Consider the following 12,762-nt stretch of genomic DNA (forward strand, 5'->3'; position numbering starts at 1 on the left):
CCCTAGGGGACTGCGCTGCGACACGGCTTTTCCGTGTGGCTTTCGAACAAAGACAAGAAGCAAGGCAAAACGATGCTGTCCAATACGCACTTCCGCTGTGCCCGTATCCGGGTCTGGTACGACTCTCCCAGGTTATCTCCGCGCGTGGACCCAAGCTCCGCCGCCCGGCCCTTCGCGGCCTGAACCCTGTCACCCGTTTCCTGACTGTCCGCGCCCGTCGTGGTCTGCCCTTGGCCGTGCCTGCGCACGCGCCGTGGCGATCCGTGGCCGCGCCGATGATCCGCTGCGAGTCCGAAGATGTCCCAGTCCCCGTCCACCCCGCTCATCGAGAACCACACCGTCGACTACGTGCCGCCAGCCGAACGCCATGGTCGCGCGCGTGACCTGTTCACCCTGTGGTTCAGCACCAATATCGCTCCCCTGCCGGTGGTGACCGGCGCCATGGTCGTCCAGGTCTACCACCTGGACCTGCTCTGGGGCCTGCTGGCCATCGTCCTCGGCCATGTGCTGGGTGGCGTCGGCATTGCGCTGGCCTCGGCCCAGGGGCCACAACTGGGCATCCCGCAGATGGTCCAGAGCCGGGGCCAGTTCGGCCGCTACGGCGCGCTGCTGATCGTGTTCTTCACCGCGCTCATCTACGTCGGCTTCTTCATTTCCAACATCGTCCTGGCGGGCGAGTCGATCCACGGTATCGCCCCCTCGATACCGCTGCCCGCGGGCATCCTGCTCGGTGCGCTGGGTGCGACCGCCATCGGCGTGATCGGCTACCGCTTCATCCACACCCTCAACCGCATCGGTACCTGGGTGATGGGCGGCGCGTTGCTGGCCGGCTTCGCCTACATCTTCGGCCATGAGCTGCCGGCGGACTTCTTCACGCGGGGTGGCTTCAACCTCTCCGGCTTCCTCGCCACCCTGTGCCTGGGCATCATCTGGCAGATCAGCTTCTCTCCCTACACCTCGGACTACTCGCGCTACCTGCCTGCCAGCATCGGCATCGCAAAGCCGTTCTTCGCCACCTTCTTCGGCGCGGTGCTGGGCACCAGCCTCTCGTTCAGCTTCGGAGCGGTGGCGGTGCTGGCGACCCCGGAAGGCACCGAGGCGATGGCCGCCGTGAAACAGGCCACCGGCGTATTCGGCCCGGCGCTGATGGTGCTGTTCCTGCTCAACATCATCAGCCACAACGCCCTGAACCTGTATGGCGCGGTGCTCTCCATCGTCACCTCGATCCAGACCTTCGCCAGCACCTGGACGCCCAGCGTGCGACTGCGCGTGGTGCTGTCTTCCGTGGTGCTCGGTGGCAGTTGCCTGGTGGCGCTGAGCGCCTCGGCGAACTTCATCTCGCAGTTCATCGGGCTGATCCTGACCCTGCTGCTGGTCCTGGTGCCCTGGGCCTCGATCAACCTGATCGACTTCTACCTGATCAAGCGCGGCCGCTACGACATCGCCTCGATCTTCCGTGCCGACGGCGGCATCTACGGCCGGGTCAACCCGCACGCGATCACCGCCTACTTCATTGGCATCCTGGTGCAGCTGCCGTTCGCCAACACCGCGCTCTACGTCGGCCCGTACGCCAACTACCTGTCGGGCGTGGACCTGTCCTGGCTCGCCGGCCTGCTGGTGACCTGCCCGCTGTATTACTGCCTGGCGACCCGCGGCCAGTCGAGCGAAGGAGTACAGGGCGTGCTGGGCTTGGCCGAATAAGTTTCTACCGTTCCACCTCTCCGCCCCGTCCTGTGCAGCAGCTCTGACGGGGCTTTTTTTGCCTGGCGAAAAGCAGGGCGTACAACCGTTCGCGGTTCTACGCCGTTTAGCCTTGCGTATCGCCGTGCCGTGGCTGTGCGTTGCGGATTCGAGGTGCCCGTTTGATCCCGAGTGGGCCGTTTGCCATGGTCGATCGGCGTATAACGCGGAGCGCTATACGCCCTACGCCAATCCTGCCTTCGGGGTAGGGCGTACAACCGTTCGCGGTTATACGCCGCTTCACCTTGCGTATCGCCGAGCCGTGGCTGCGCCTTGCGGATTCACGGCGCCCGGTTCTACCTCGAGAATGCCGGCCTTCACGGTCAAGCGGCGTATAGCGCGCAGCGTTGCACGCCCTATGTCTGGCGCGCCCCGCTCTTTTCTGCAGGCGAAAAAAAGCCCCCGGCCGCCACAGCGGCCGGGGGCGCAAGGGACATCAGGGAATCAGTGCGCGCCCTTGATCAGGTCGCTCTCGTTCCACTCGCTGTAGACGCAGGCATCGGCCGCGGCCCAACGCACGCGCACCGGGCTCCCCGGGTGCAGCGGCTGGGTGCCGGACAGCGCCTTGAGGGTCATCGGCGTGCCGCCGGCGGTAACCACGCTGCAGGTCTGGCTTTCGCCGAGGAACACCACTTCCTGCACTGTCGCGCCTATCTCGTTCCAGCCGGCGGCCAGCGGCTGCGCGGCGGCCTGTTCGGCGGTCAGGGCAAGGGCTTTTTCCGGGCGGACCATCAGCACCAGCTCCTGGCCTTCGCGCAGGTTGGCGGTCGGGCGGATGCCCAGCACGCCGTTCTCGAAGCGCGCCGCGGCGTTGCCCTGGGCCTGCACGCGGAGGAAGTTGGAGTTGCCGAGGAAGGACGCGACGAAGGTGTTTGGCGGGTTCTGGTAGAGGTCGTAGCCGCTGCCCAGGCCGACGATCTTGCCGTGGCTGAAGATCGCGATGCGCTGCGACAGGCGCATGGCTTCTTCCTGGTCGTGGGTCACGTAGACGATGGTGATGCCCAGGCGACGGTGCAGGTGACGCAGCTCGTCCTGCAGGTCTTCGCGCAGTTTCTTGTCCAGCGCGCCGAGCGGTTCGTCCATCAGCAGGATGCGCGGTTCGTAGACCAGCGCGCGGGCGATCGCTACGCGCTGCTGCTGGCCACCGGAAAGCTGCGCCGGGCGACGATGGGCGAACTTCTCCAGCTGCACCAGCTTGAGCATGGCGTCGACACGACGCTCGCGGTCGTCGCCCTTCAGCTTGCGGATGTCCAGCGGGAAACCGATGTTGTCGCGCACCGACAGGTGCGGGAACAGCGAGTAGCGCTGGAACACCATGCCGATGTCGCGCTTGTGCGGCGGCACGTTCACCAGCGACTTGCCTTCGACCAGGATCTCGCCGCTGCTGGGCGTCTCGAAGCCGGCCAGCATCGACAGCGTGGTGCTCTTGCCCGAGCCGCTGGAGCCGAGGAAGGTGAGGAACTCGCCGTCCTGGATCTCCAGGTTGATGTCGTCCACCGCGGCGAAGTCGCCGTAGTGCTTGTTCAGGTTGCGCAGGCTGACCAGGGTGCGGGGCTGTGCGGATTCTTGGATGACGGCACTCATTGTTGTTCTCCTCGCGCTCAGGCGCTGACTTCATTGCGCCGGCGCAGCACGGCGGCGGCGAGCATAACCAGGACGGACAGGCCGATCAGCAGCGTCGAGGCGACGGCGATCACCGGGGTCAGGTCCTGGCGCAGGGTGGTCCACATCTTCACCGGCAGGGTCTGCAGGGTCGGGCTGGCCATCATCACGCTGAGCACCACCTCGTCCCAGGAGACGAGGAAGGCGAACAGGCCGCCGGCGACCAGGCCCGGGCGGATCGCCGGGAAGGTCACCTTGAACACCGCCTGCAGGCGCGAGGCGCCGCAGATCACCGCCGCGTCCTCGATCGACTGATCGAACAGCTTCAGCGAGTTGATGATCGAGATGATGGTGAAGGGCAGGGCGACTATCACGTGGCTGACCACGAAGGCGAACAGCGTGCCGGTGTAGCCGAGCTTGAGGAACAGCGCATACACCGCCACGGCGATGATCACCAACGGCACGATCATCGGCAGGGTGAACAGCCCGTAGAGCAGTTCGCGGCCGGGGAACTTGCCACGCACCAAGGCGAAGGCGGTCGGCATGCCGAGGGCCACCGCGCAGATCGTGGTCAGCACCGCGACCTTGAGGCTGGCCAGGGCTGCCTGCATCCACTCGGGGTTGGAGAAGAACTGCGTGTACCACTTCAGGGTCCAGCCCGGTGGCGGGAACACCAGCCACTGCGAGGAACCAAACGACAGCAGCACGATGAACACGATGGGCAGCAGCAGGAACAGGGCGATGGCCGCTGTGACCAGGTAGAGCCCGCCGCGCAGGCGCGGGCCCATGGCATTGGGGGAGAGCAGCATGGCGGCTTACCTCGCGTTGCTGGCGCCGACCGGGGATTCCGGCTGCACTTTCAGGTAGACGTAGAACAGCACCAGGGTGATCAGGATCAGCAACGCCGCGGCGGCGCTGGCCAGGCCCCAGTTCAGGAAGGACTGCACCTGCTGGACGATGAACTCCGGCAGCATCATGTTCTGCGCGCCACCGAGCAGCGCCGGGGTGACGTAGTAACCCAGGGACATGACGAAGACCATCAGGCCGCCGGAGAACAGCCCTGAGCGGCACAGCGGCAGGAACACCCGGAAGAAGTTGGTCCACGGACTGGCGCCGCAGATGGAGCCGGCTTGCAGCACCATCGGGTCTATGGCGGCCATGGTCGCCTGCAGTGGCAGGACGATGAACGGGATCATGATGTAACTCATGCCGATCACCACACCGGTAAGGTTGTGCACCAGTTCCAGCGGCTGGTCGATGATGCCCAGGGCCATCAGCACCTTGTTGATGACGCCTGAGGCCTGCAGCAACACCAGCCAGGAGTAGGTGCGCGCCAGCAGGCTGGTCCACATCGACAGCAGCACGATGTTCAGCAGCCAGCGGCCCCAGCCGCGCGGCACCAGGGTGATCGCCCAGGCCAGCGGGAAGCCCAGCAGCAGACTGATCAGGGTGACCAGGCCGCCAACCGCGAAGGTGTTGAACAGCACCCGCGAATAGGCCGAGTTGGCGAACAGCTGGGCATAGTTCTCAAAGCCCGGAGTGGGTTCGAGCACGCCGCGCAGCAGCAGGCCGATCAGCGGGGCGAGGAAGAACAGGCCGAGGAACAGCAGGGCCGGCAGCAGCTTGGCCGAACCGCGCCAAGGCGAAACGCTGTGCTGCTGCGGCTTCATCGACGACCTCTTTTCGACCGCGTCGGCGGCGCGCGAGGCGCCGTCGACGGGAGTGGCAGGGCGGCCGTGGGGAGCGGCCGTCATCTTCACTTGACCAGCCATTCGTTCCACCGTGCCGCGATGGCCGGGCCGTTCTTGGCCCAGTACGCGTAATCGAGGGTGATCTGATCCTTAGCGTAGGCCGTCGGCAGGTTGGGGGCGAGATCGCCCTTGAGCTGGCCGACACTGTCGAGGTTGACCGGGGCATAGGCGGTCAGGTTGGCGAAGTCGGCCTGGCCCTTGGCGCTGCTGGCTTCGGCCAGGAATTTCATGGCCGCGTCCTTGTTCTTCGAGCCCTTGGGAATGACCAGGAAATCGGCCATGACCAGGTTCTGCTTCCAGCTCACGCCGACCGGGGCGCCGTCCTGCTGCAGGGCGTAGACGCGGCCGTTCCAGAACTGGCCGAGGGTCGCTTCGCCGGAGGCCAGCAGTTGCTGGGATTGGGCGCCGCCGCCCCACCAGACGATGTCCTTCTTGATGGTGTCGAGCTTCTTGAAGGCGCGGTCGAGGTCCAGCGGATAGAGCTTGTCGGCGGGCACGCCGTCGGCCAGCAGGGCCAGTTCGAGCACGCCGGGGCTCGGCCACTTGTACAGCGCGCGCTTGCCCGGATACGTCTTGGTGTCGAACAGCGCGGTCCAGTCCTGCGGCGCCTTGCCGCCGACTTTTCCCTGGTTGAAGCCCAGGACGAAGGAGAAGTAGAAGGAGCCGACGCCATGGTCGGAGATGAAGCGCGGGTCGATGCGGTCGCGCTTGACGGTATTGAAGTCCAGTGGTTCCAGCAGGCCCTCGCTGGCGGCGCGAAGGGCGAAGTCAGCCTCGACGTCGACCACGTCCCACTGCACGTTGCCGCTCTCGACCATGGCCTTGAGCTTGCCGTAGTCGGTAGGGCCGTCCTGCACCACGGTAATGCCGCTGGCCTTGCTGAAGGGCTCGGCCCAGGCCTGCTTCTGGGCGTCCTGGGTAGTGCCACCCCAGCTGACGAAGCTGATGCTGTCGGCTGCGCTGGCGGCGCCGGCCAGACCCAGGGAGGCAGCGAGTACCGCTGCCACTGCACGTTTCTTGAACACCATCTACTTGCCCTCTTTCTTGTGTTTGTAGGAGGGCGGGCTTTTCGTGCCCGCTCATCTGGAGCAATGGCCTCGGGGGCCTGGCCGGTCGGTGGGGCGGTCCTCGAGGGATGCCCTGGCAGTGTTCGGCCTACGGAGTTCCATATTATGGTATTCCAAACTTTCTGCAAGCCTCCGGACGGGCGAAGGCTGCGCATGACTGCGTATGGCGGCCCCTCCGGTGGCCTTGACGCTCCTGCGCCTGAGCGTCAATTCACTGATTTACCTGGGATTTGTCAGCGCGCCTGGAGGCGGTGGGCTTGGACGACGGCCAGCGGGCGCCGACCGATGGTCATGCCTCGCTGGCTGGCTTCCAGTCGTCGAAAGGCACGCTTTCCACGACTTCCAGGCCGTAGCCCGTAAGACCGGCGTACTTCAGCGGCGGCCCCAGGTGGCGCAGCTTGCCGACTCCGAGGTCCTGGAGGATTTGCGCGCCGGTGCCGACTTCCGAATAGATGCGCGACTGCGATCGGGTGAACGGCCGGCTCGGCTGGGTCAGCTGCGGTACGCGCTCCAGGAGGGCCTGCGAGGATTCGTGGTTGGCCAGGACTATCACCACGCCGCGGCCTTCCTCGGCCACGCGTTGCAGCGCCGCCCACAGGGTCCAGTTCTTCGGCCCGGCGTACTCGGCGCCGACCAGGTCGCGCAGCGGGTCGATCACGTGGACGCGCACCAGCGTCGGCTCGTCGTGGGTGATCTCGCCCATCACCATGGCCATGTGTACGCCACCTTCGATGCGGTCCTCGAAGGTGACCAGGCGGAAGGTGCCGTGCACGGTTGGCAGCTCGCGTTCGCCGATGCGCTGCACGGTGTGCTCGGTGCTCAGGCGGTAGTGGATGAGGTCGGCGATGGTGCCGATCTTGATCCCGTGCTGCCGGGCGAAGGCTTCCAGTTCGGGGCGGCGGGCCATGCTGCCGTCGTCGTTCATCACTTCGACGATCACCGACGCCGGTGTCAGCCCGGCCAGGCGTGCCAGGTCGCAGCCGGCCTCGGTATGCCCGGCGCGGGTGAGCACGCCGCCCTCGCGGGCGCGCAACGGGAAGATGTGACCGGGCTGCACCAGGTCTTCGGCGCGGGCGCCCGGCGCTACCGCCACCTGCACGGTGCGCGCGCGGTCGGCCGCGGAGATGCCGGTGGTCACGCCGGTCGCGGCTTCGATGGATACCGTGAAGGCCGTGGAATAGGCGCTGCCATTGCTCGGTACCATCTGTTCGAGGCCCAGGCGCAGGCAGTGCTCCTCGGTCAGCGTCAGGCAGATCAGTCCGCGCGCCTCGCGGGCCATGAAGTTGATAGCTTCGGCGTTGCAGAACTCGGCGGCCAGCAGTAGGTCGCCCTCGTTCTCGCGGTCTTCGTCATCCACCAGCAGCACCATGCGGCCCTGGCGGAAGTCTTCGATGATTTCTTGGGTGGTGTTGAACGGCATGTCGAGCTCCGGGTGGCAGGAATGAACTTATGGTATACCATCAGACGAAATGAGCCATCGCCGTGAGGTAACCATGAAGGCCTACTGGATCGCCCATGTGGACGTAACCGACCCTGATCAGTACAGCCAATACACGAGCCGCGCGCCTGCCGCGTTCGCCCGGTACGGAGGCCGAATGCTCGCTCGCGGCGGCCGCTCCCAGGCGATGGAAGGGCGCGAGACACCGCAGCGCAGCGTGGTGATCGAGTTCGATTCCTACGAGCAGGCGCTGGCCTGCTACCACTCGGCGGAATACCAGGAAGCCTGCGCCAAGCGGCAGGGCGCAGCGAAGGCCGAGGTGATCATCGTCGAGGGGGTGGAGCCTTGAGGTGAGGGGCGCGGGATCGAGCGATCTCCGCTTGGACGGCGGCGTATGACCGCGAACGGTGTACGGCCCCACCTGCAGGAGCGGGCCATGTCCGCGAATCGCGGAGAAGGAGATCATGCCACAGGCCGGCGGGCCCTCAGCGGATGAAGTGGATCTTCCCGCAGTCGTCGTTGCCCATGTAGATGCCGTACACCCCTGCCTGCCGCTCCTCGATGTAGCGCTCGAGGATCTGCCGGATCGCCGGGTAGTAGATCTGCTCCCAGGGGATTTCCTCGGGGGCGAAGAAGCGCCGGTCCAGGGTCTCCGGGCCGAATTCGTCGGCGATCTCCAGGACCTGGGCGCGGAAGATGATGTACACCTCGCTGATTCTCGGCACGCTGAAGATGGAGTAGGGCGAAAGGATCTCCGCGCGCACGCCGCTTTCTTCCCAGACTTCGCGCAGGGCCGCCTGCTCGGTGGTTTCGCCGCTTTCCATGAAACCGGCGGGCAGGGTCCAGGTGCCGGGGCGCGGAGGGATGGCTCGCTGGCACAGGAGATAACGGCCATCGCGCTCGATGATGCAGCCGGCGATGACCTTGGGGTTCTCGTAGTGGATGTAGCCGCAGCCGCCGCACATCAGCCGCTCATGGGTGTCCCCGGGCGGCTGGCGACGTTCCATCCGGTCGCCGCCGCATTGCGGGCAGAAGCGCGGCGCAGGCATGGCATCAGCGCCCTATGCGCGGCTCTTTGATGACGATGGGGGTGGCGATGTCGCGGACCTTGCCACCCTCTTCCTGCTTGGACTTCAAGTAGTCCAGTGCCACCTTTGCCGCCGCGCGCACGTGGTCCACCGAGGCTTGGTGCGCTGCCAGCGGGTCGCCGCTCTTGATCGCCGCGACGATCTTTTCCATCTCCTGGTTGCTTGCACCGCGGCGGTTGGCCTGGGATACCGAGGTGGCGCGCAGGTAGCTGATGCGCGCCTGCAGCTGGCGCAGCTGGGTGGCCGCGATGCGGTTGCCCGAGCCTTCCAGCAGTACGTCGTAGAAGCCCTGCACCGAATCCAGAACCTGCTGCAGGTCGCCGGTTTCGAGCGCCTCGCGGTTCTCGTCGAGGGCGCGCTCCAGGGCGCGGATGTCCTTGGCCTTGGCGTTCAGGGTGAACAGCTGGACGATCATGCCCTCGAGCACGCAGCGCAGCTCGTAGATGTCGCAGGCGTCTTCCAGGGTGATGATGGCGACGCGCGGACCCTTGGCGTCGGCGAATTCGACCAGGCCCTCGGACTCCAGATGGCGCAGCGCTTCGCGTACCGAGGTACGGCTGACGCCCAGGCGGTCGCAGAGGTCGCGCTCGACCAGGCGGTCGCCCGGCAGCAATTGGAAGTTGAGGATGGCGCCGCGCAGCTTGTCCAGCACAATCTCGCGCAGGGTCACGGGGTTGCGGTTGACCTTGAAGCTATCGTCGAGGGGCAAGCGTTTCATGTGGTCCGCTCTGGTTATGGCTGTCCGTAGGGATGAAGCGAGTCGGCCGGATCGTTCGCGGTTCAGCTCTGGGCTTCGGCCTCGGCCTCGGCGAAGGCCTCGCGGGCGATGCGGAAGCTGTCGACTGCCGCCGGCACACCGCAGTAGATGCCGACCTGGAGCAGGATCTCGCGAATCTGCTCGCGGCTCAGGCCGTTGCGCAGGGCGCCTCGGATGTGCAGCTTCAGTTCGTGCGGCCGGTTGAGGGCCGAAATCATCGCCAAGTTTATCATGCTGCGTTCCTTGAGCGATAAGCCCTCGCGGCCCCAGACGTGGCCCCAGCAGTACTCTGTGACTAGCTCCTGCAGGGGCTTGCTGAAATCGTCGGCGTTCTGGATCGAGCGGTTCACGTAGGCCTCGCCCAGCACCTGGGTGCGGATCGCCAGGCCCTTCTCGTATTTCTCGTTGCTCATCGGAGTGTCCTCTTTAGACCGTCGTGGGCGCGGCAATGAAAAAAAGGCCGCTGCCGAGGGAGGTGGCGAGCGGCCTTGAAACCTTTGTCAGGTGATCTGCGGCAAGGCACCGAGCTTGCCGCGGTGGTAAATCATCGGCACCACCTCCTGCTCGGGCAGGATCAGGTTCTTGACCGCTCCGACGATGATCGCGTGGTCGCCGCCGTCGTACTCGCGCCACAGCTCGCACTCGATGATCGCCGTGGCCTTGGCCAGCAGCGGGTTGCCCAGCTCGCTCAAGTGCCAGTCGATGCCCTTGGCCTTGTCCTTGCCCTTCTTGGCGAAAGCGTAGGCCTCGGCCTGCTGGTCGGCGCACAGCAGATGGATGGCGAACTGCTTGCTGTCGCGCAGGATCGGGTAGGTGTCGGAGGCGTAGTTCGGGCAGAACAGCACCAGCGCCGGGTCGATCGACAACGCGCTGAACGCGCTGGCGGTGATACCGACGATCTCACCATCGGCATCCAGCGTGGTGACCACGGTGACGCCCGACGGGAAGGAGCCCATGACTTCCTTGTAGATTCCGGGTTCGATCATGGTGGTTCTCCTCAACGCATCACGAAGGGGTCGGGCATAGGCGCCTGCGAGAGGTTGATCCACACCGTCTTCAGTTCGGTGTAGGCCAGCACCGAGTCGATGCCGCTCTCGCGGCCGTAGCCGCTCTGGTGGAAGCCGCCGATCGGCGCCATGGCCGAGACCGCGCGGTAGGTGTTGACCCAGATGATTCCCGAGCGCACGTCGCGCGCCAGGCGATGGGCGCGGCCTAGGTCGCGGGTCCAGATGCCGGCGGCCAGGCCGTACTGCGAGTCGTTGGCCAGGGCCAGGGCTTCGGCTTCATCCTTGAACGGGATGACCGATGCGACGGGGCCGAAGACCTCTTCCTGCATGATGCGCATGGAGTGGCTGTCGCAGGCGAACAGGGTCGGCTCGTAATACCAGCCATCGCCCTTGCCCTCGGGACGCTTGCCGCCCATCAGCAGGCGTGCACCCTCGGCGTTGGCCGCGGCCACCAGGCCTTCGACCACGGCGAGTTGCTGCGCGGTGGCCATGGGGCCCATCTCGCTGGCGTCGTCCTGCGGGTTGCCGATGCGGATGCGCTTGGCGCGCTCGATCAGGCGGGAAACGAATTCGTCGTAGATCTCTTCCTGCACCAGCAGGCGCGAGCCGGCCACGCAGCTCTGCCCGGTGGCGGCGTAGATTCCGGCGACAGCACCGTTGATGGCGCTGTCCAGGTCAGCGTCGGCGAAGATGATGTTCGGCGACTTGCCGCCCAGTTCCAGGGACAGCTTGGCGAAGTTTTCCGCGCTGCTGCGTACCACGTGGCGCGCGGTGGCGGCGCCGCCGGTGAAGGCGATCTTGCGCACCAGTGGATGGCGGGTCAGTGCTGCGCCGGTGCTGGGGCCGAAGCCGGTGACCACGTTGACCACTCCCGCCGGGATCCCGGCTTCGAGGGCCAGGCGTGCCAGTTCGAGGATGGTCGCCGAGGCGTGCTCGGAGGGCTTGAGCACGATGGTGTTGCCGGCGGCCAGCGCCGGGGCCAGCTTGATCGCGGTGAGGTACAGCGGGCTGTTCCAGGGGATGATCCCGGCGACCACGCCCAGCGGCTCGTGCACCGTGTAGGCGAACAGGTCCGGCTTGTCGAGCGGCAGGGTGCCGCCTTCGAGCTTGTCGGCCAGACCCGCGGTGTAGTGGAAGAACTCCGGCAGATAGCCGACCTGGCCGCGGGTCTCACGGATCAGCTTGCCGTTGTCGCGGCTTTCCAGCTGGGCCAGGTGTTCCTTGTTCTCGGCGATCAGGTCGCCCAGGCGGCGTAGCAGCTTGCCGCGGGCGGTGGCGCTGAGCTTGCGCCAGGCGGGGTTCTCGAAGGCCTTCTGCGCGGCCTGCACGGCGCGCTCGACGTCCTCTTCGGCGGCGTCGGGCAGCTCGGCCCAGGGCTTGGCGCTGGACGGGTCGAGGCTTTCGAAGGTCTTGCCGGAAAGTGCATCGACCCATTGGCCGTCGATGCACATCTGGAAGCGGGCGAGTGTCATGCGACTATCCCCTTGATCGAATTCTGTTGGCTCATGGCCTGCTGCAGGAAGTCCAGCAGAACCTGGTTGACCAGGCGCGGCGACTCCACTGGCATCATGTGGCGTTGCTCGTCGAGCACCGCGACCTGCGCACCCGGAATGCGGGCAGCGAGTTGACGGGCCATCTCCGGCGTCGAGCCGGGGTCCAGCTCGCCGGTCGCGACCAGGGTCGGTACGCGAATGCTGCCCAGGTCTTCTGCTCGATACATGTCCTGGGTGGCGAACAACTCGTAGGTCGTGAGGTAGCCCTGCGGATCGTTGCTCGCCAGGGTCTGGCGGATCGCGGCGATCTGCGCCGGGTTGGCCGCCTGGTACTCCCGGCTGAACCAGCGCGACAGGGCGGCCTCTGCGTTGGCATCCGGGCCGTGTTCGGCGGCCTGGCGGGTGCGCTCGATGACCCCGGCGCGCTGCTCGGCGCTCCGGTTGAACACGCTGTTGAGGATCACCAGGCCTTCCAGCTGCTCCGGGTGATGCAGCGCGAAGGCGCGGGCGACCAGGCCGCCCATCGAGAAGCCGATCACCGTCGCTTGGGGTACCTGCAGGTGTTCCAGCAGTTCGCGCAACTGCTCGGCGTAGCCGACCAGCCCGGTGCCCGGCTGCGGGCGCGGGCTGGCGCCGTGGCCGAGCATGTCGTAGGCAATGACCCGGTACTGCGGGGCCAGGCCGACGATCTGCCCGCCCCACATTTCCTTGTTCAGGCCCACGCCGTGGATCAGCACCACGGGGTGGCCTTCGCCGGTCTCCAGGTAGCTGGTGCCGGCCGGTGTCAGTTCAGCGGTGAGCCGAATCATGGAACGCTCC

The 12,762-nt window shown here is 66.2% G+C and carries 13 protein-coding genes; 2 read left to right on the forward strand and 11 right to left on the reverse strand.

The window, feature by feature from the left end; translation table 11 throughout:
- Positions 1-297: 297 nt before the first annotated feature.
- Positions 298-1,701, forward strand: coding sequence for a purine-cytosine permease family protein (locus tag PKB_RS01360; RefSeq protein WP_043248380.1), 1,404 nt, complete (start codon positions 298-300; stop codon positions 1,699-1,701).
- Between the two features lie 483 nt (positions 1,702-2,184).
- Here the strand turns inward: PKB_RS01360 and PKB_RS01365 are convergent, their stop codons facing one another.
- The 5 genes from PKB_RS01365 to ribBA all read right to left on the reverse strand — a co-directional run bounded on the left by PKB_RS01365 (position 2,185) and on the right by ribBA (position 7,580).
- Positions 2,185-3,324 (reverse strand): ABC transporter ATP-binding protein, encoded by a 1,140-nt coding sequence (locus PKB_RS01365; protein ID WP_043248382.1) that lies wholly within the window; start codon positions 3,322-3,324, stop codon positions 2,185-2,187.
- A 17-nt stretch (positions 3,325-3,341) separates the two neighbouring features.
- Entirely contained in the window at positions 3,342-4,151 is an 810-nt protein-coding gene (locus PKB_RS01370) for an ABC transporter permease (protein ID WP_043248384.1), read from the reverse strand.
- Between the two features lie 6 nt (positions 4,152-4,157).
- On the reverse strand, positions 4,158-5,114 hold the full coding sequence (locus PKB_RS01375) for an ABC transporter permease (protein ID WP_156957974.1): 957 nt from the start codon (positions 5,112-5,114) through the stop codon (positions 4,158-4,160).
- Positions 5,099-6,121: an ABC transporter substrate-binding protein gene (locus tag PKB_RS01380; RefSeq protein ID WP_043248387.1), complete on the reverse strand. Its 1,023-nt coding sequence runs from the start codon at positions 6,119-6,121 to the stop codon at positions 5,099-5,101. Before PKB_RS01380 ends, PKB_RS01375 begins: the two co-directional genes overlap by 16 nt.
- Before the next feature lie 328 nt (positions 6,122-6,449).
- Positions 6,450-7,580, reverse strand: a complete 1,131-nt coding sequence (gene ribBA / locus PKB_RS01385; protein WP_043248390.1) for a bifunctional 3,4-dihydroxy-2-butanone-4-phosphate synthase/GTP cyclohydrolase II — start codon at positions 7,578-7,580, stop codon at positions 6,450-6,452.
- A gap of 73 nt (positions 7,581-7,653) precedes the next feature.
- On the opposite strand from ribBA, the gene PKB_RS01390 reads away from it, so the two are divergent.
- A complete protein-coding gene (locus PKB_RS01390; RefSeq protein ID WP_043256808.1) occupies positions 7,654-7,947 on the forward strand; it encodes a DUF1330 domain-containing protein in 294 nt (97 codons plus the stop codon).
- Between the two features lie 136 nt (positions 7,948-8,083).
- On the opposite strand, the gene PKB_RS01395 is transcribed toward PKB_RS01390, so the two are convergent.
- From PKB_RS01395 to PKB_RS01420, 6 genes are all read right to left on the reverse strand, one after another.
- On the reverse strand, positions 8,084-8,647 hold the full coding sequence (locus PKB_RS01395) for an NUDIX hydrolase (RefSeq protein WP_043248392.1): 564 nt from the start codon (positions 8,645-8,647) through the stop codon (positions 8,084-8,086).
- A 4-nt stretch (positions 8,648-8,651) separates the two neighbouring features.
- Positions 8,652-9,404 carry a GntR family transcriptional regulator gene (locus PKB_RS01400; protein ID WP_043248393.1) on the reverse strand — a complete coding sequence of 251 codons (753 nt, stop codon included), beginning with the start codon at positions 9,402-9,404 and terminating at the stop codon, positions 8,652-8,654.
- A 62-nt stretch (positions 9,405-9,466) separates the two neighbouring features.
- Complete coding sequence (locus PKB_RS01405; RefSeq protein ID WP_043248395.1) at positions 9,467-9,856, reverse strand: carboxymuconolactone decarboxylase family protein; 390 nt, start codon at positions 9,854-9,856, stop codon at positions 9,467-9,469.
- An 87-nt stretch (positions 9,857-9,943) separates the two neighbouring features.
- On the reverse strand, positions 9,944-10,429 hold the full coding sequence (locus PKB_RS01410; RefSeq protein ID WP_043248397.1) for a flavin reductase family protein: 486 nt from the start codon (positions 10,427-10,429) through the stop codon (positions 9,944-9,946).
- An 11-nt stretch (positions 10,430-10,440) separates the two neighbouring features.
- Complete coding sequence (locus PKB_RS01415) at positions 10,441-11,922, reverse strand: aldehyde dehydrogenase (protein ID WP_043248399.1); 1,482 nt, start codon at positions 11,920-11,922, stop codon at positions 10,441-10,443.
- Complete coding sequence (locus PKB_RS01420) at positions 11,919-12,752, reverse strand: alpha/beta fold hydrolase (RefSeq protein WP_043248401.1); 834 nt, start codon at positions 12,750-12,752, stop codon at positions 11,919-11,921. The genes PKB_RS01415 and PKB_RS01420 overlap by 4 nt, the downstream gene beginning before the upstream one ends.
- Between the last annotated feature and the right edge of the window lie 10 nt (positions 12,753-12,762).

Source organism: Pseudomonas knackmussii B13, assembly GCF_000689415.1.
In the GTDB taxonomy this organism is placed as follows: Bacteria; Pseudomonadota; Gammaproteobacteria; order Pseudomonadales; family Pseudomonadaceae; genus Pseudomonas; species Pseudomonas knackmussii.

What these genes read in the sequence shown, in the direction of transcription:
- PKB_RS01360 (WP_043248380.1), top strand. Translation starts at nt 298, where the DNA reads ATGTCCCAGTCCCCGTCCACCCCGCTCATCGAGAACCACACCGTCGAC.
- PKB_RS01365 (WP_043248382.1), bottom strand. Translation starts at nt 3,324, where the DNA reads ATGAGTGCCGTCATCCAAGAATCCGCACAGCCCCGCACCCTGGTCAGC.
- PKB_RS01370 (WP_043248384.1), bottom strand. Translation starts at nt 4,151, where the DNA reads ATGCTGCTCTCCCCCAATGCCATGGGCCCGCGCCTGCGCGGCGGGCTC.
- PKB_RS01375 (WP_156957974.1), bottom strand. Translation starts at nt 5,114, where the DNA reads ATGGCTGGTCAAGTGAAGATGACGGCCGCTCCCCACGGCCGCCCTGCC.
- PKB_RS01380 (WP_043248387.1), bottom strand. Translation starts at nt 6,121, where the DNA reads ATGGTGTTCAAGAAACGTGCAGTGGCAGCGGTACTCGCTGCCTCCCTG.
- ribBA (WP_043248390.1), bottom strand. Translation starts at nt 7,580, where the DNA reads ATGCCGTTCAACACCACCCAAGAAATCATCGAAGACTTCCGCCAGGGC.
- PKB_RS01390 (WP_043256808.1), top strand. Translation starts at nt 7,654, where the DNA reads ATGAAGGCCTACTGGATCGCCCATGTGGACGTAACCGACCCTGATCAG.
- PKB_RS01395 (WP_043248392.1), bottom strand. Translation starts at nt 8,647, where the DNA reads ATGCCTGCGCCGCGCTTCTGCCCGCAATGCGGCGGCGACCGGATGGAA.
- PKB_RS01400 (WP_043248393.1), bottom strand. Translation starts at nt 9,404, where the DNA reads ATGAAACGCTTGCCCCTCGACGATAGCTTCAAGGTCAACCGCAACCCC.
- PKB_RS01405 (WP_043248395.1), bottom strand. Translation starts at nt 9,856, where the DNA reads ATGAGCAACGAGAAATACGAGAAGGGCCTGGCGATCCGCACCCAGGTG.
- PKB_RS01410 (WP_043248397.1), bottom strand. Translation starts at nt 10,429, where the DNA reads ATGATCGAACCCGGAATCTACAAGGAAGTCATGGGCTCCTTCCCGTCG.
- PKB_RS01415 (WP_043248399.1), bottom strand. Translation starts at nt 11,922, where the DNA reads ATGACACTCGCCCGCTTCCAGATGTGCATCGACGGCCAATGGGTCGAT.
- PKB_RS01420 (WP_043248401.1), bottom strand. Translation starts at nt 12,752, where the DNA reads ATGATTCGGCTCACCGCTGAACTGACACCGGCCGGCACCAGCTACCTG.